General features: G+C 61.3%; 19 protein-coding genes and 1 pseudogene. All 20 read right to left on the bottom strand.

Annotated features, from left to right (window positions below):
• Positions 1–134: 134 nt before the first annotated feature.
• Positions 135–332 (bottom strand): annotated as a pseudogene (locus J5M57_RS29150) (phage tail protein); the annotation flags it as partial.
• 14 nt (positions 333–346) lie between these two features.
• The gene (locus J5M57_RS22545) at positions 347–946 is read right to left on the bottom strand and encodes a putative phage tail protein (protein ID WP_207847219.1); all 600 of its coding nucleotides are present in this window, start codon (positions 944–946) and stop codon (positions 347–349) included.
• Complete coding sequence (locus J5M57_RS22540; RefSeq protein WP_083366842.1) at positions 934–1,980, bottom strand: baseplate J/gp47 family protein; 1,047 nt, start codon at positions 1,978–1,980, stop codon at positions 934–936. Before J5M57_RS22540 ends, J5M57_RS22545 begins: the two co-directional genes overlap by 13 nt.
• A complete protein-coding gene (locus tag J5M57_RS22535) occupies positions 1,970–2,368 on the bottom strand; it encodes a phage GP46 family protein (protein ID WP_102355692.1) in 399 nt (132 codons plus the stop codon). Before J5M57_RS22535 ends, J5M57_RS22540 begins: the two co-directional genes overlap by 11 nt.
• On the bottom strand, positions 2,368–2,877 hold the full coding sequence (locus J5M57_RS22530; RefSeq protein WP_083366843.1) for a phage baseplate assembly protein V: 510 nt from the start codon (positions 2,875–2,877) through the stop codon (positions 2,368–2,370). The genes J5M57_RS22535 and J5M57_RS22530 overlap by 1 nt, the downstream gene beginning before the upstream one ends.
• 136 nt (positions 2,878–3,013) lie before the next feature.
• Positions 3,014–4,063, bottom strand: coding sequence for a phage baseplate assembly protein (locus J5M57_RS22525; protein ID WP_169841182.1), 1,050 nt, complete (start codon positions 4,061–4,063; stop codon positions 3,014–3,016).
• 2 nt (positions 4,064–4,065) lie between these two features.
• A complete protein-coding gene (locus tag J5M57_RS22520; RefSeq protein ID WP_207847221.1) occupies positions 4,066–5,304 on the bottom strand; it encodes a DNA circularization N-terminal domain-containing protein in 1,239 nt (412 codons plus the stop codon).
• Positions 5,291–7,411, bottom strand: coding sequence for a hypothetical protein (locus tag J5M57_RS22515; protein ID WP_207847230.1), 2,121 nt, complete (start codon positions 7,409–7,411; stop codon positions 5,291–5,293). The genes J5M57_RS22520 and J5M57_RS22515 overlap by 14 nt, the downstream gene beginning before the upstream one ends.
• 130 nt (positions 7,412–7,541) lie before the next feature.
• Positions 7,542–7,838: a phage tail assembly protein gene (locus J5M57_RS22510; RefSeq protein ID WP_003222226.1), complete on the bottom strand. Its 297-nt coding sequence runs from the start codon at positions 7,836–7,838 to the stop codon at positions 7,542–7,544.
• Positions 7,835–8,182 (bottom strand): phage tail tube protein, encoded by a 348-nt coding sequence (locus J5M57_RS22505; protein WP_007964335.1) that lies wholly within the window; start codon positions 8,180–8,182, stop codon positions 7,835–7,837. The genes J5M57_RS22510 and J5M57_RS22505 overlap by 4 nt, the downstream gene beginning before the upstream one ends.
• A gap of 67 nt (positions 8,183–8,249) precedes the next feature.
• The gene (locus J5M57_RS22500; RefSeq protein WP_207847239.1) at positions 8,250–9,746 is read right to left on the bottom strand and encodes a phage tail sheath subtilisin-like domain-containing protein; all 1,497 of its coding nucleotides are present in this window, start codon (positions 9,744–9,746) and stop codon (positions 8,250–8,252) included.
• On the bottom strand, positions 9,746–9,928 hold the full coding sequence (locus J5M57_RS22495) for a DUF2635 domain-containing protein (RefSeq protein WP_041072263.1): 183 nt from the start codon (positions 9,926–9,928) through the stop codon (positions 9,746–9,748). The genes J5M57_RS22500 and J5M57_RS22495 overlap by 1 nt, the downstream gene beginning before the upstream one ends.
• A complete protein-coding gene (locus J5M57_RS22490; RefSeq protein WP_207847241.1) occupies positions 9,925–10,509 on the bottom strand; it encodes a hypothetical protein in 585 nt (194 codons plus the stop codon). The genes J5M57_RS22495 and J5M57_RS22490 overlap by 4 nt, the downstream gene beginning before the upstream one ends.
• A 159-nt stretch (positions 10,510–10,668) precedes the next feature.
• Positions 10,669–11,697, bottom strand: coding sequence for a phage late control D family protein (locus J5M57_RS22485; RefSeq protein WP_207847243.1), 1,029 nt, complete (start codon positions 11,695–11,697; stop codon positions 10,669–10,671).
• A 9-nt stretch (positions 11,698–11,706) separates the two neighbouring features.
• Positions 11,707–11,919 (bottom strand): tail protein X, encoded by a 213-nt coding sequence (locus J5M57_RS22480; RefSeq protein WP_201135671.1) that lies wholly within the window; start codon positions 11,917–11,919, stop codon positions 11,707–11,709.
• The gene (locus J5M57_RS22475; RefSeq protein ID WP_064586214.1) at positions 11,912–12,295 is read right to left on the bottom strand and encodes a phage tail protein; all 384 of its coding nucleotides are present in this window, start codon (positions 12,293–12,295) and stop codon (positions 11,912–11,914) included. Before J5M57_RS22475 ends, J5M57_RS22480 begins: the two co-directional genes overlap by 8 nt.
• Positions 12,295–14,286 carry a phage tail tape measure protein gene (locus tag J5M57_RS22470; protein ID WP_207847245.1) on the bottom strand — a complete coding sequence of 664 codons (1,992 nt, stop codon included), beginning with the start codon at positions 14,284–14,286 and terminating at the stop codon, positions 12,295–12,297. Before J5M57_RS22470 ends, J5M57_RS22475 begins: the two co-directional genes overlap by 1 nt.
• A 269-nt stretch (positions 14,287–14,555) precedes the next feature.
• The gene (locus J5M57_RS22465) at positions 14,556–15,137 is read right to left on the bottom strand and encodes a phage tail assembly protein (protein ID WP_169841190.1); all 582 of its coding nucleotides are present in this window, start codon (positions 15,135–15,137) and stop codon (positions 14,556–14,558) included.
• Positions 15,138–15,291: 154 nt separating this feature from the next.
• Positions 15,292–15,798 carry a phage major tail tube protein gene (locus J5M57_RS22460; protein WP_064586211.1) on the bottom strand — a complete coding sequence of 169 codons (507 nt, stop codon included), beginning with the start codon at positions 15,796–15,798 and terminating at the stop codon, positions 15,292–15,294.
• Positions 15,798–16,964 carry a phage tail protein gene (locus J5M57_RS22455; protein ID WP_095695851.1) on the bottom strand — a complete coding sequence of 389 codons (1,167 nt, stop codon included), beginning with the start codon at positions 16,962–16,964 and terminating at the stop codon, positions 15,798–15,800. The genes J5M57_RS22460 and J5M57_RS22455 overlap by 1 nt, the downstream gene beginning before the upstream one ends.
• Position 16,965 lies beyond the last annotated feature (1 nt).

The raw sequence follows: 16,965 nt of genomic DNA, 5'->3' as shown, positions 1-16,965 counted from the left end.
AGTTTGAGCTTCTTCGGCGTCACCGCCACCGTGTCATCCACGCCGCCCCCGACCTGATCCTGAGTCGCGACTTTCATGATTCCGGCAACGGTTTCGCTGGCCTGGCCGGGTAATCTGTCACTGATGTTTTTTATGATCGCCTGCTGAAGCTGACCATGATTCTGTTCGTCTGGCACGATGGCAGCTGCCTTGATGACGTTGACGATTTCTTCCGTCACACCATTGCCCCAGGCAGCAGGAATCAACGAGCCCGGTGTGCCGTTGATAGCGTCCTCATCAACAAACTTCCCATTCACCAACCCGGCGCTGGGAACACTCTTCGGATAATCCATCCCCTCATTCCTCCTTAGTCATAATTGATGTGCACCTTGGTATGCGCCGGCGCACTGCGGTGGATCAGGCACTCCAGTGCCGAGCCCGGGTTGACGCCGAAGCGTTCGCCCCAGTAGCTCGCGCCGTAGCGTCGACCGAGCAGCAGGCGGCCGCCGGTGTTGAGCGTCCACATGAATTGCGCTTCCCAGGTGCCCCAGTGCGCCGCGCCGAAACGCGAGCGGCCCATGCGAGGGGCTTCGTGTTCGGTGATGCTGGCGTTGGGGTAGCCCTGGCTTCTGGCGATGTCGAGGTAGTAGCCGACCGCCTGACTGCCCACCGCCAGCAAACGCCGGCGTACCGCGAGGCGGCGGTCGTCGAACAGCGGCGTGGTGCCCAGGCACGGGTCGGGCAGTTCCATCACCCGTTCCCAGTCCGGCACCAGTTCGCTGACGCCGGCCGGGTCCATCTCGTTCAGCAGGTCAGCGGCGCGGGCGTCGAGGCGCGCCAGTTCGACGGCAACGCCTTGCAGCACATCCTCGAGCTCCGGAACGCGCTCCGGATCCCACGCCGGGCCGCTCGGCAGCAACGCGCGCAGCTGCGCCTGGTATTGCGCGGCGGTTCTTATGCCCCCCATACGCAACCTCCGAAGGTGAGCAGTTCGCTTTTCCCGGCAGGCACGTCAGCGGCCGGCGCGGTCAGCGTGTGGTCGTACTCACCGCCGGCGCTGCTGATGGCTTCGCGGATATGGCTGATCAGCAGCGGCACGCCCAGATCGGCCTCGCGGTTGTGCAAGTCGCGCAGTTGCGCTTCGACGGCGGCGCGCACGGCGCTGGTGTCCGGATTGACGCTCTTGAAGCGATACACCACCGGCACCTGAATCGGCCGCTGCACGTGCACTTCCGCGGTCACCGGACGCAGCGGTTCGATGTAGTCCTGAACCTCTGCCAATTGCTCATCGTTGGGCACCGGTTGCGGGTCTTCATCACGCATGATGAACACCGTCACCGTGCCCGGCCCGAGCAGACCGCCACGGCACCACGCGCGGGTCACGCCCGGCACTTCCAGCGCCCAGGTCTCGTAGTCGCTGGCCGAGCCACCGTGGGGAATCACGCGATAGGAACGGATCACCCGCGAGCGCAGCGACTCCAGACTTTCCCGCGCTACGCCGCCGCTGAGGCCCGGCGCCAGCACCACGAAACTGTTACCGACGACGCCGGCAATCGGCTGCACCGGCGTCAATGCCAGACCGGCATCGGCATTGCCCAGGCTGCCGGCATCCAGCGCAGCGATCGTGGTGGTGTTGCTGCCGTTAGTCGTTGTGCGGGCGGAGGTGACTTTGTAGGTCCGGCCATCGCTCGCTTGCAGCAGCGTGTCGACATCCAGCACCGCACCGGCAGTCGCGGTAAAGCTGACGCTGCCGGTGGCGACTTGTGCCGGTTTGCGTGGCTGGTTCAGACGCAGGGCGGCGATGCGTTCAAGGGTCGATTCGTCGGCCTTGTCCGGCAGAATCTGCTCGGCAATCCAGTCGAGATAACCGTACAGGCCATAAGCGGCGCCGCCGAGAGTACGGGCCAGCACTTGCGCATCGGACTGGCGCAGCGAATCGCCGGCCAGGTCGCTTTGGGTGCGCTTGATCAGCACCGGCAGCGAAGGGGTTTCAAACGGCATAGATCACCTGCCAACTGTTATCGGGGTTGATGTCCAGACGTTCGCCGTCGGCCAGGGTCAGGACCGTGCGCAGGTTCAGGCGCTGGGCGTCGAGGCGTTCGCTGATGATGTCGATGGCGCTGCAGTGGCCGTCGTCGATCAGCCATTGCAAGGCTTCGCGGGCATAGAATTCGGCGTCCATCTGGGTCTGTCGGGTCAGCTTGACCCGGCGCAACAGCCACAGCCGCGAGCCGATGCGGTCGTCGGCGACGGTGGGAAAGGTGTCGCCCCACCAGCCGAAGCGCTCTTCGTCGTCGAGGGCGTCGTCATCGGCGGCGCGTCGCCAGGTGAACAGGCTGATGAGCACCGCGCGGGTCAGTGCGGCGTGGAGGTTCTGGCTGATGAACATCACTTGCCTCCTGCCGGCGCACCGGTCTGGCCGCTACCGGCCTGCACGCCGACGTGCACGTGTTTGATCTGGCTGATGCCGCCGGCGAGCTGATCGCCGGTGGAGACGATCTTGCCGGTCTGGTTGATCACCGGCGTGTCGAAGTTCACCGCGCTGCTGGCGCGGATGTTCAGCGTGGCGGTTTCGATGTCGATGATCCGCCCTCGCTTGAAATGAATTTTGTCGCCCTCGTCGGTGTAGATCGCCACTTCGCCAGCGGCCAGCGACTGCAGGCGATAACGGCGGTCGGCGACCACCAGGGCGATGGCGTGGGAGCGATCACCACCGAGAAAGGTGACGATGCCCTCGGCGCCGGCCAACGGGTTGCTGGTGAAACCGTAGGGTTCGAAATGCTCCATGTCGTCGTTCACCTCGCCGGCGGTGAGGCGCATTTGCAGCGATTGCAGCTTGGATGCCGAATTGGCGAGCACGACAGTGCCGCGCGCCAGCAGGCGTGTCAGTAGGCTCATGAATTTGTCCTTCAAAAGATGGGCACGACGCGGTCAACTGTAGGAGTGAGCCTGCTCGCGATGGCGTCAGTGCAGTCGACCTTTCAGTGGCCGGTCTACCGCTTTCGCGAGCAGGCTCACTCCTACAGGGGCGGTGTCAGGCCGAAGATTTTTTCGGGGGCATCGGATCCGGATCGAAGGTATGCGGCGGCGCCACTTGCAGTGTGGTCACCGAGCCTTGCGCCGACAGCGAGTACGTCACTTTGGAGATCAGCATGTCACCGTCGAAGCCGAGCACCGGGTCCTTGACCTTGACCAGCGTGTTGTGTCGCCACAAATCGCCGTTGGATTGGCGCCAGCCCTGCACCTGATAAGTGGTGGTCAGCGCCCGGCCCATACGGGTGGCGCTCTCCCATTGGGCGCGTTGCTGGGCCAGCTCGAAGGTCAGTTGCGTGCCCTCGTTGATCACCGTGGTCCGCCGGCGTTTGAAGGACAGGTCGGCCGCGCTGGATTCAACCTCGCTGACCGCCGCCCCGCTCTTCTTGTCCGAACCTTTTTGCTGGCCGATCACCCGGTACTCGGAGAACACCTGGCTGTAATCCATTGGCGCGTTGGCCGACAGGATGTTTTTGCCCAGTTCCAGCGCATCACTGGCGCGTCCACCGCTGCCGGGTTTGGCCAGCACCAGCCGGCCCTGCTCGTCATCGGTGGAAAACACCCGCAACAACGAGAGCAGACGGTCGATCGACTGAAACACCGTTTCACCCGGCACGATCGTGTGCCGGGTCAGGCGCGTTGTCTCGGGGATCTCATTGACCACCGATTGCGAGTACTCCTGCACCAGCGCCAGGACGATGCTCGACAGCGGTTGGTCATGCCATTGATTCGGCCGGTTGGTGGCCGCGCAATCGACCAGATCCTGAGTCTTGGAACTGCCCTCGATGCTCAGGCTGATCTGCCGTCCGTCGTAGCTGATCGGCGCCTTGAACACGTAGCCGGTGAGCACCAGATCGTTGCCGATTTTCACCTCGCACGGGTCGCCGGGCTTGATCGGTTTGTCCACCGTCTGCCCCGGCCATTGCCAGGTGATGTCGAGTTTGAAGGTGCGGAACTGGCGCTCCAGGTCAGCGGTGATTTCCACGCTTTTCCAGCCGCCGTATTCCATGTTGTCGACGGTCAGCGTGACATGGTTGTCCATTACGTCCATGACTACTCCCGAGAGACTTTCACGTCGTTGGGTGGCAGGAACAACGGGTTGGTCGATCCGTTACGCTGGACCACTTCGGTCACCCGTGTCGCATCACTGAACTGTTTGTAAGCCACTACCAGCGCCGGCAAACTTTCCTGAAACGACTTGGTGACCAGGCGCACCCCCGATGACGCTACGGCTTTGAGGTGCGCCACCAAAGCATCCTGCACGTCGCTGATAGCCTGATAGTGCGCTGGACCGGCTTTGTCTTTGGCCATTTGGAGCGCATCGACCAAATCCTTTTGAAGCGCCTGCAAATCGTCGGTGGCCGGCACTTCCTGTCGAGAAATCGGCTGCTTCGACTGCTGATCCAAGGAAGGGGTCGACAGTAACTTCACCGGTTTCGCCGCCACCGGCATCGAAGCGACCCATTGCGCCACTTTGACAATCAGAGTGTCCTGCACCAGATCGGCCATAGCTTGCGCCGCGGCGTTGGTGTCCTTGCCGGTGGTGATCTTCGGCGCGTCAGCCTTGCGGATGGCTTCGAGTTGTTGGGACACGTCGGCAATCACGCCACGGTAGCCCTCCTTCGCGAACTCCTTGAGTTCCTTGATATCGCCGAGCAAACCCTTGAACTCCGCCGCCACTTCCTTGGGCAATTCCTTGACGGCTTTGACCAGTTCAGTGATTTGCTTGTACTGCGCGATCAGCGGTTTGAGCTGCTCTTTGATCACCTCATAGACCCCGGTCAGGCTGTTGCGCAGATTGGCGATGCCGATCCGCGCGGCCTTGATCAACGTCATCGCCTGTTCGAAGCGCGCCACCGCAGAACCCAACAAAGTGTCAGCTTTGGCCAACAGGACTTTTTGCGTACTGACGGTGGCGGTCGGGAACGGCAAAGGCCGGTCGGGGTAGAACTTCAGACTGAACGTCACCAGCCCGCCGTCCTGGCGGGTGTGGGTCATATCGCATTCACCGACCTTGACTTGCAGGCGTCCCAGCCACGGGTGCACCAGCTCGCCACTGCCCTGCTCCAGCGCCTTGAGCAGCTTGTCGCGCTGCTCCAGGCAGTCGGCACCGATGATAAATGCCGTGATGTCGTGGGTCTTGGCTTGCTGGCCCAGATCCTCGAAATACGGCAGGTCGCGTTGCGGGTATTCGTGCAACTGACCTTTGCGACCGACCGGGGTTTTCGCCTGATCGATCCAGAACCCGACACCGCGAAACGATGCCGGCAACAAACGGTCACGCCAGTTCATTGGAACCTCCTGCCGACAGCGAGCGATAGCCGATGCGCGAAGACAGCGCCAGCCCGGGTTGATTGGTTTGCGGTTGATCGGTACGCAGCCCTGCCGGCGCATTTTCGAAGCGCACGGTCAGGCCGCCTTCGAGTTGCGTACGGTTGTTGGCGGCGGTTTGCTGGATCAGGGCGCTGGAAGATTGCGGCAACGGGCTGCTCAATGTCGTGCCACCCGCGGGTGCCGCTGCGCTGGTGCCCGTGAGTGTCGCGAAGACGCCGGAGAAGTTGCCGCCGAGCAATTCTTTCACCTGCCCGAAGATGCCTTGCAGCTTGGTCCACATCTCACCGAACCAGGTCAGCACCGGCTGCCATTTCTGCTGGATCGACTCCAGAGGCGACTGGCTGAACAGATCGCCAAACACGCCTTTTACCGCTTGTGCATCCGTGGTCAACGATGCCCACAAGCTGGAAAAGTATCCCGTTACGCCGTTCCAGGCCGCCGTTGCCGATTCCACCGGCAATACGTCGAACACGCTGCGCAGGTTGTCCTGCAGCGCGGCCATCGAAGCCCGCAGGACATCCCACAGCGCCGAGAAAACTCCGGCCACGGGTTGCCACGCAGATTCAATCATCGCCACGGGCGACTGCGTGAAGATCGATTTGACTTGTTCCCACTGCGCCGCTGCGTTGCCTGCAACACCAGCAACAAGATCGCCAAACAGATTGTTCAGCGAGCCCCAAGCGCCAGTGATCGTCTGCACCGGCGACCAGCTGAACTTCGCCTTGAGCGCTTCCACACCGGCAGACGCTTTAGCCTGTACGCCAGTGAAGAAATCACTGACGACACTGCTCGCGGTTGCCAGTGCCTTGCTCATCACCTCACTCGGCGAAAAATCGAACTTCGCACTGAGCTTGTCGATCCCCGCTTGCGCATCCGCCATCGCGCTGGCGAAGAAATCACTGATAACACTGCTGGCTTTCGCCAGTGCCTTGTTCCACACCTCACGCGGTGAGAAATCGAACTTCGCACTGAGCTTGTCGATCCCCGCTTGCGCATCCGCCATCGTGCTGGCAAAGAAATCACTGATAACACTGCTGGCTTTCGCCAGTGCCTTGTTCCACACCTCACGCGGTGAGAAATCGAACTTCGCACTGAGCTTGTCGATCCCCGCTTGCGCATCCGCCATCGTGCTGGCGAAGAAATCACTGACGATGCCGCTGGCTTTCGCCAAAGCCTTGTTCCACACCTCACTCGGCGAGAAGTCGAAGGCCGCCGCGAGCTTGTCGATGCCCACTTGCGCCTTCGCAGCCAAGCCGTTGTAGACGTTGACGACACTGTCGACCCCGGCAAAAAAGCCCTCGCGGATTTCTCCCCATGTTTTGCTGATCGATTCGCTCATCGACTCGATTGCCTGTGTGGTCGCCGCAACTCCAGCCTTGAATTTCGTCGAGACGTAGTCCCACATCCCGCCGAAGAATCCGGAAATCGACGCCCAGTTATTGGTGATCAACCGTGCGCCAATCACGATGATGGCCACCGCTGCGGCGATAGCCGCCGCAATCAGCCCGATGGGTGAGGTCAAAATCCCCAGCACACCGATCAGCCCCATCGCTCCGACCGTCACCACCGTGAACGCCACCGCCGCTGCTGCCAGTCCCTCGACGAGGTACGGGTTGTTCGCAACGAACTGACCGATCGAGGTGATCACCGGTGTCAGCGCCGTGACGATGCCGTTGACGGCCGGCAACAACGCCTGACCGATATTCAGCGAAATCTTGTCCAGCGCTTCGTTGAATTTTGCCAGGTTGGCCGAAGTTTCCCCCTGCACCACCTTCGGCACTTTCAGGCCCTTGAGTGCCCTGGCTTTCTTCGCCAGCGCATCCTGCGCTTCAATGGCTTTTTTAATGCCGTCCTGAAACGGCTTGAGCAAACCACCTTCGGCAATGAAACCGGCCACGTCCAGCGGCTCGAGGCCGCTGTCTTCCATGCTTTTCTTGAATGCTGCGACCTTGCCGCGCAGCCCCTTCATCTCGGCCTCCATTTTCTCGGCGCCCTTGAGCACCACGAGCATGTTGACCGTGACGGGAAAGTTCTGCGGGATCAGGCTCAAATTTGTATTCGCCATCACTGCACCTGCTGCATCGCATTGATCCGTTGCGCGTGCTCCAGCGATTCGCGGAGCACATCCAGTGGCCTGGCCATCATCTGTTCGGGGTCAACCTTCCAGAACCAGGCCAGGTCATAGGCGACTGCGATCAGGTCGGTGATGGCTCCGACGCCGCACTCATGAAAAAACTCGCAACGGCCCAGCTCAGCGCGTTGAGGTCAGCCAGATCGAGCTGGTTGACCGACGACGGTGGAATACCGGCGCACACGGCGATGTATTTGGCCGCCACGTCCATGTCGAGGCTGACTTCTTCGCTCTTGTCGATCTTGTACGGCAGCGCCTTGATCGCTCGCACTTCCTGCACCGTCGGACGGCGCAGGACGAGTTCGGTCAGGGGCTCGCCGTGAGCTTCGATCGCAACCTGAAGCTTCACGGCGCCGCTCATTGCCAGGTCCCCTTGATGCCTTCGAATTTCAGTTCGATGGTGGCGTCATCGCCTTTGGACACCGGCTCTTCGACCAGGTAGGCACCGGCCAGCACGTAGACTTTGCCGTTGCTGAATTCGCAGGTGACGGTAATGTCGGTGCCTTCGATCAGCTTCTTTAGCGGGAAGTCGGCGGTGTGCAGCGCGGTCACTTTGAACGACGGCGCGACGTCGGTTTCCTTGTAGAAACCCGGTACGACGGTTTCGCGTTTGACGGCCATCAGCGGGGCTTCGCAGCCGCCGTTGATAGTCAGTTGTGCACCGTCGACTTTGACGTAGCAGGTGCCTGCAATCACTTGACCCATGGTGTTACTCCCTTCAAATAAAAAGCCCACGCGAGGTGGGCTGAATGCTTACGGTCAAACGCGGTTATCAAGCCGCGTCGTCGTACTGCAGACGGAATTGGTTGAGCAGTGCGAACACGCGCAGACCGTTGATGTAATCCGGCGGGAACAGCACGTTCACGCGGCTCGGGTCCTGCACGTCGCGCTCGACGATCAGGTGCTCGGCGAACAGCTCGGCGTTTTCCACGTGGCCTTCCAGTTCCAGCTTGGCGTACTGCGCGATCAGCTCGCCGCGAATGGTCGCCGGGGTGACGATCGGCTGGCCGGCGCCGAAACGGGTGCCGTCGGAGGCCAGTTTGTGGCGACCGTATTTGCTGGTGATCACGCTTTGCAGACGACGCACGATGAACGCCGACTGGTGCATGGTTTCGCTGTCCAGGTAGGAGTTGTCAGCCTGACCGTAAGCGTTCTTCTGGTAGGTGGTGATCGAACGCTGGATGCGCACGTAACCGCCTTCGTAGTAAGCCGTAGCGATGCCGTAGTTGAGCAGCGACTGACGCTCGGTCAGGGTGAAACGCTCGCTGGCCGGCGCCGGATCAACGCCCGGCAGGCTGCCGCTCTGGGTCGGACGGCTGGCATCGGCGGAGATGAACACCGCGGTGCGCGCCGCCAGGGCTGCAGCTTGTACCCAGAAAGGTTGCGGTACGCCCGGCTCCAGCGCCTGAATGGTCATGTGCTGGTCGTTGCGCGCCTGGCCAGCAGCAACCAGCGTGCCGACGGTGCCGCGCTTGGCGCTGTAGACGTGACCGAACAGTTGCTTGGCCCAGGACCAGCGACCGGTGCTGTCATCCATGACCGCCTGCCAGGTGTTGAGGGTCGACAGATCCGACCATGGCAGTGCGATGAACTCGAACGGTTCGTCACCCAGTGCCGCGACGGCAGCGATCTGATCCGGTACGCCGGCGCCGCCAGTCATGGCGGTGATGGCGGTGGTCAGGCCGGCCGGGGTCTCTTCGCCGTTGCTCTTGCCCAGGCGATTGAACTGCAGGCTGATGTCGTTACCGCTGTCGCCGGTCCATTTGGCGCTCAGGGTGACCACACCTTCGGCAGCCGCAGCGCTGACCGGCAGATCGGCCGTGGCGTTGATTTTCTGCGCCAGTGCAGTGGCCGCTTGAGCAGCGGTGGCACCGTTGACCACGGTAGCCTGCACACGCACACCACCGACGTACAGGTTGAGCACGCCAGCCTGGGTCGCGGTGCCGGTCAGGGTCAGCACGCCTTTGGCGATAGCGCCTTCAGTGTTGTGCAGCGGCAGGCACCAGATCTCGCCGATCGGGTCGGCCTTGCGGAAGGTCTCGTACATCGAGGCGAGCATCGAGCCCTGACCACCGATGCTTTTTGCCAGCGCGACGCTGGAGACCAGCACCAGTTTGCCGACTTCGGTCGGGGCAATGTTGTCGTTGACCTGAGCCACGATCAAACGACGCAGGGTCGAGCTCGCGCTATTGGCGGCCGAGTTGTCCATTTCGGCATAGAACAGCGGTACACGAATGTCCGCGGGGATGTTGCTGAATCCGATCGCCATTATTTGGCTCCCTGTGGTTTAGCCGCTTTTGCGGTTTTGAGTGTGATATCGCCGTCGGCCAGACGCCGGCGCCACCAGGCGCTGTCCAGCACTTCACGGCCTTCCTTGGGCAGCAGATCGCCCGCTTCCGGGTCAGGCACGGCACGGCCAGCGGCCGGCAGTACGGTGATGCGATTGCTCATGGGGTTACGTCTCCAGAGAAAGTCAGTTCCACGCGCCCGTCAGGGCCCGGGTGTTTCAGGTTGGGGTCGGCCGGGTCGATTGCATCGACCCGCACGGTGACCCCGGTAAAGGACGACAAACCGTCCAGTTCACGTTCGTGCCAACTCTCCGCAGGCTGACTTGGCAGATTGCGGCCAAGCTGGAACTCGGCAAAAAAGCGCAGCCGATAGAAGGCCCGGCTGCTGTTGATCGAGACCATTTCGCCGCCGTCGTAGACGATGGCGCTGTAGTCGGTGCCCGGCTTGAACCCCACCAGCGCGCGCCACAGTTCGGCGCGCAGGTCGTGCAACAGATCCAGCGCTTTTGTAGCGTCGGTTGCGTCGAGCGCGAGGACGATTTCGAAGCGGTCGCGGATCGGTTGGGTGGTGAGGTTTTGTGCGGTGCTGTTGCTGGCCAGATCGGCCAGCGGCAGCACGTGGGCCGAGGGTGTTGGCAGATCGGCATTGCCTTGCAGCAAAGCCAGATCGACACCCACCGAAATGTGATTGGCAAAGCCTGGGCATTGCCCACGCAGTTGCGTGAGGATCGGGGTGATCTTCATGGTGGTGTTCCAGTATTGAAATGAGTTGCAGAAAACACCGCGAATCCCCTGTAGGAGTGAGCCTGCTCGCGATGGCGGTGCCACATTCAAAATCAATGTGCCTGACACACCGCTATCGCGAGCAGGCTCACTCCTACAGGGGACTCGTGGGCTGTGGGATCAGTCCTTGGCTTCAGCCTTTGGATCGAGGCAAGCGGCATCGATCACGCAGCGATAGCTGTTCTCGCGATTGCCACTGGCGGTGACTTTTTCGATCGACCAGCGCCCGCGCATGAAGTCCGGCCAGGTCTCATCGAGCAACACCAGACCTTCGGCCGCCAGCAGTGGATTGCCTGGACAGGTGATTTTCACCTTGTATTTCTGCCGGAGCATCTTGCGTACTTCGCCCTCGCCGACGGCGATCGCATCGGCTTCGCTGGGTTGTTTCTGGCGGAGGGTCTTGAACGGCGCAAGCCCCGTTTCAACCCAGCGCAACACACCTGCGGCGCCATCCCAGAAACAGGTCTTGCAACCCTTGGTCTGCTCGCGGGCAGACTCCTCCAGCGTGGCGCTGACGAACGCGTGATCGCCGGGACGGTTATTGCTGGTCACCGACAATGTCACGTCCGCCAGCACCTGGCCCGACAACGATTTGATCTGGCCGGGACGGGCCAGCACGTACATGTCGTTGTAGGGTTTGGTCACCGCGTTGTACTTTTTCGCCAGGCGCGTCAGAAAGCTCATATCGGTTTCGTTGGACTGGTCGACGTGCTCGATCCTGATCATCGACACCTCGGGCGCGACGCGCGGTGAAAAGCCATGGCTCAACACCAGTTTTTCAAACAGCGCACCCAAGGTGGTCGGGCCATGACTGGCCGTGCGGCGTTGCTTGAAGCCCGTCTCATCCTCCTTGCTGAACGGCGCCGCCGTGGCCACCAGGGTCAGGCGAAACGGGAACAGCGTCGGCGTCAGGCGCGTCACTTTGAACTGGCCCTTGTCGACCATTCCCGATTCCAGATAACCGACCTCCAGGCCGATTTTCCCGCCCAGATCCGGCAGCCCTTCGAGGCCTTCAAGATCGATCGTCAAGGTCAGCTGATCGGACTCGAAACCGGCAGCATCGATGTGCTCCCAACTGATCAGGCGTTGATTGAGCAGATCCGCGTTTGCGCCGTAAATCTTAACGACCGGCGTAAAACCCAGTGTCATGCAACCTCCTTAATCCCAGGCCGTGAGCGGTTTGATCGTGGCCGGTTTCGAATCGAGTTCCGGCAACGTGACCCAAACGCCCGCAGGCAGGATCGGGCCGTGCTCGGCCAGGGTCGGGTTGAGTTTCCACAGAGCTTCTTCGGCGGCGTCATCACTGCGCCCGGTTTCGCGGTAGAGCAGCAGATTCACCGAATCACCGGCCATGCTCCGTACCTTACGCATTGTTGAACTCCGTCAATCCGACCACCCACTTGATCACCATCGCGGTTCCGTCATCGATGACCTCGCTCTGGTTTTCGTCGATGCTGTTGATCCGCCACAGGCCCCAGTTGCGACCGATACCATCAATCAACGGCAGCGGTACCCGCAGCGCCTGAAGGGCGCGCAACTCATCGAGTCGCTCCATGGCCACGGCATACATCGAGGTGCCGCTGATGGTCAGCGTTTCCGCTTTCTGCCCGGTCTGACTGGACTTGGGTTTGCTGGTCAGGATCTGTATGTCGCTCCAGCCACCGTCGGACTTTCGCGCCAGTGTGCTGTAGGCGAAGTTGCGCGAGAGGCCGAAGATGAAACTGCCCAGCGCCATTTGTTGTTTCATCAGTCGACTCCATCGGTCAGGGCTGCGTCACGGCGGGTGGCGAGGCTGTTGGTGTTCATCAGTGGAATGAATTCGTTGCTGAATTGAGATCTCAGGTGAAAGTCGACCAATTGACCGATCTTTTCCACACTGCCCGGGTCGCTGCAATACACCTGAACGGTGGGCGCGTAGGGGGTTGGCACCGTGGGCACCGTGGGCGCCTGGGCGCTGGCCAGCGCCTGACTAACCTGAGCCGGTGCTGCGAGTTTGTCCGGTGTGGTACTGCCGAGTTTTTCGCCCAAAAGGGAACCGCCCTCACTGCCCAGCCAACCGCCAAGCAATCCACCGAGAAGGCCGCCTATGGCCATGCCGGGTGGGCCACCCACGGCTCCGAGTGACGCGCCGAAAGCAGAGCCTGCAAGAGCGCCGGCCATTCCACCGCCCGCTGCGCCGACGCTTTTGGCTATCTGGGTTTCGTCACCAGTGGCCACCCCCGCCGCCAGGCCTGCGAGGGCAGCGACGGTTTTTACAGGCCAGGGCATTGCGCGTGACAGAGGGCGCATGGCAGCGGTGGTCGACTCCAGGAGCGGAGCCCGCACCCGCGAAGTTTGCTCGAGGATCTTCAAACCGCTGCCAGCAGCGGCGGCCCCCGCTGTGCCGGTGGCGGCACCGGTGAAAACGGACAGGCCCTTATCCACGACTTTCTTGCCAACCCGGCCTTTGATATCGCTGCCAATGGCATCGAGCGCTTGATCGAGCAACGGTTTGAGAAACGCGCTCACCGTCAACACCACGCCAGCAGTTTTCGGATAGGTTTCAGTCAGTTCACTGAGCTTGTCGACCCCGGCAGAGGCCAGCGAATCGCTGGAGGGTGCCAACGCGTTGCCTTTGGCGACGGCCAATCGTTCGCTACGGGCATTCAGAATATTCAGCTGTCCTTGCTGAGTACCGGAAAGCGCCAGGGCAGCCTGTTTTATCGATCCCTTTTCGCCCAGCTCCGACGTCGCGTATCGCTGCTTGTCCTTGACCTGCCAGAACGTCTCATTAACCTCGCCGAGGTTTTGCGAGAGTTTCTGCGCAGCATCACCGCCATCGGAGAACAACGTCCTGGCCAACACTGCGCGTTGTTCTGGCGGTCTGGCGTTCAATGCGGCCAACACTGTCAGCAACGCACCTTGCGCATTGTCCTTGTTCGGATCACGCATCGCCGCAGACACGGCCCTGGGATCGAGCCCCAGTTGTTTCCACGCACCCTGTTCGGCAACAGAGACCTGGTCTCCCTTGCTCAAGGCTGTGGAAATGATCTTCAACGCGACGCTTGCTTCACCTTCTTTCGTTCCGGTGTTCAGCAAGGCTGCCGACAGCGCTGCGGCTTGCTCGGGTTGCAACCCCGCAGCAATCGCCGCGTCGCCGGAACGCTGCAACACCGAGCCGATGTCTGCCGCGTTTACATCTCCGGGCATTTTGCCCAAGTGGTGAGCCGCATCTGCCAGATCAATGGCCTGATCACGGGTCAGTTTCATCGAGGTACGCCAGGCCGCCATCATCTCGGCGACTTGTAGCGCAGGCACCTTGAATGCTGAGGCGGTGAGCGCAGCGTCATCGGCAAACTTCAGCAGTTCGAACTGCTTGTCCGAGGCATTGGGCAAGTCGATGCCAATCCCCGCCTTGGCACCCAACGCCGCGGCATTGAGCAATTCAACCCCGGTGGTTCCTCCGGCAGCCACCAACGGCGCACTGGCCATGATCAGGCTTGCCTGAGCCACTTCCTTGCCCTGAACCGGAGTCAGTCGAGCGACTTCGCTCAGGTTCGCAGCGGCTGTGTCCATCGCGACAGCGGCTTTGAGCAACTCGGGAGGGGCGGCGCCGGCTACCTTGTCTGCAGCCTTCTGCGCGGAAGATCCGTCGCCATTGACCGCGCTCTTCGACAAAGAACGTTGGGTCGCCAAGGTGAGGATCAGCGAATCGATGGCTGCAGTGAGCGAAACGATTCGGTCACTTGCCGTGCTCAACGCTTGCCTCAGGTCGGCGACATTATCCCGATCCAGGCCTACTGTAGTCGTGCTCGTTGCTGCATTGGTCAAGCCGATATTGCGGCTCGCGGAACCCGTGCTCTCACCGGCGTACATGAGCGCGTTTTTACTCTCTGCCATGCCGCTCTACTCCTGTTTCACGCCAAGGCGAGTGATCGCTATGTCGTAGCGGCGCAACGCCTTTTCGGCGTCCCATTCCAGAATCTCCGCCTCACTTACCGGGTAAATGAGCGGGACGATATCGAGGATTACTTCGATGTCGCGTTCCGAAAGTAGGCCGCCGGCTGGTTTAAAAAATCGTCGATGCGCACCTGCAATTGGGTCCAGTCAGGGACAGTCAGCTGGGCCAGATCGGGGATCATCAGCCCGGTGCAATGGGCGGTGATGAACTCGGCGCGTTCCTTGGCCGTTTTCAGTTTCTTCATCACTTTGGTGGCGCGCAGTGCGGGCATTTCCAGCGACAGCGAGGTCACGGTGCGGCCAGTCACGGCGAGCGGTTGCAGCAGTTGCACCTGGTCGGGATCGTCGGACTGTTCCGCGTCTTCGACCTGCTCGAGAAAGTACGCCGCCGGACGGGTCGACATCTCGTGCACGTACTGGGCGATGCTCACATAGTCCGGGCGCTTGAGCTGGTCGAGTTCCTTGACCGACAGGCCGGTGGCGAGCAGCGCCAGTTCGAAGAACTGATCGTCTTCATCATCGCCGGCGCGCTCCAGCGCTTCTTTTTGCGCGGCGTAGAACAGTGGCTTGAGCTGGATCGATTCGATCTGCATGCCGTCGTCGCCGGTGATCGGCGACAGCAGGTCATGCTGGGGTGGCATCCACGACATGAATGAATTCCTTGGTGATTCTTGAGGGGTGTAGCAATTCCCTTGTAGGAGTGAGCCTGCTCGCGATAGCGGTCTTTCAGGCACATTGATGTTGAATGTGCTGGCCTCATCGCGAGCAGGCTCACTCCTACAGGGTTTTGTGGTGATGGGAGGGTTACGGCATCAGCACCGCACGACGCGCATCACCGAGGATGTCGACGCCGTTGAGCACGAACTTCTGGGTGCGTACGTCGATGTCGATCACCGGGATACCGTTTTCCAGGCGGTTGTAGGTGCGGCAGGAAAGCTCCAGTGTGGTGATGGCTTTGCTACCCATTTTCAGCGCATCCTCAGCCAGAGATTTCAGCTTGCCGCCTACTGTGTGATAGGTGAACCAGGTGTTGCCGTCCTGATCCTGACCGGCTTCACGCACGTTCAGCAGGATGTCGTCGCCCAGCTTCACACCCATCGCCAGCAACACTTCAGCACCGGTGCCTTGCAGCTTGAGCGTGGCGTTCAGTGGCTTGGCGCTCTTGGCCATTTCCTCAACGATGAAGCGCCCGCCCGTCATGCTCTCCATGTCGAAGTCGATTTTCGGCGGGGTGAATTCCTCCACGGTCGCCGACAGCGGCAGGCCTTGCAGGGTGGCCGCGATGGCCTGTCTTACGCGGTTGGTAAACATTAGAGAACGTCCTCCAGGAACTGCTCGATGATTTCATCGCGGGCGTTGAGTTGATAAACCATGTGTTCGTTCGGCGCGTAGCGGCCGTAGTCGATGACCACGTACCAGGTGCCGTTCTTGTACTTCTCGACGCTGTTGAGTTCCGGGTGCAGATAGACGCTGCCGCCAGGAATGGTTTCGTCGGCGACCAGGGTCTGCAGCCAGTCGTTGATGCGCTTGACCTCCTGATCCATGAACGATTTGGTCAGGTTCTTGGCCATGGCTTTCTGGCCGGCCTTGACCAGCTTGCGGCTGATCGCATCTTCGAGGCCGACGTAGCTGATGAACTTGCCGGTGATCGAGCGGTTACCCAGCAGCGAGAAGCCGCCGAGCACGGTGCGGGCGTAGTAGCTGACGCCGTAGCGGTTGAGCAGATCGCCTTCGGTGGAGGTGTCGAGGATGTTGTACTCAACGACGCGGGACACGTCTTCGGCGTAGGTCACCTGGTTGCCCGGGCTCTCCCACTGCTTGACCTTGGCCAGCGCGGCAATCGCCAGGCTGGACGGCGCGAGGAAGACATTTTTCTTCGCCGCTTTCGAGTACACGGCCGGCATGTTGTGCACCACCAGGCAGCGATCGAAACCTAGGTCGGCGCCGCCCAGTTCCTGGCTGTAAGTCACTTGGTCAGCGACCGAAGCATCCTTGCCGTCGAGCACCACACGGGCCTTGATGCGCTTGCCGAACGAGGCGAACTCGCTGGCCACCGCTTTGGTGCCGGTGAAGCCCGGCGCGCCGATGATGGTCAGGTCTTCCGGGACGCTGCCCAGTGCAGCCAGACCGAGCTTGCGGCCGGTCGCCGGCTCAACACCGCCGATCACCGCGTTGACGGTGTCAGCCGGGGTCGCGCCCGCTTCGACGATCACCACATAGACCGGCACCTTGACCACTTTGAGGATCTGGTAAACCGCGTGGTACAGCGTACCCTCTTCGGCGCCGGTCGGATCGAGCAGCGCATGGGTGGTGAAGCTGTTGATGCGGAACGGCGCGTTACGCGGAATCAGCGGATCAGCTTTCGGCGCGGTGCCGACCAAGCCGATGACGTTGTCACCCAGGCCACCCATGGCCTCGGGAGATTCGGTGGCATTGACGGTAATGCCGTTGTGCTCGAAGTTCAGAACCTCAGCCATG

It is taken from the genome of Pseudomonas sp. 86_A, from assembly GCF_017491705.1.
Classification (GTDB): domain Bacteria; phylum Pseudomonadota; class Gammaproteobacteria; order Pseudomonadales; family Pseudomonadaceae; genus Aquipseudomonas; species Aquipseudomonas koreensis.
The sequence above is the reverse complement of the archived record's forward strand: the minus strand, read 5'-3'. Positions and strand labels throughout refer to the sequence as shown.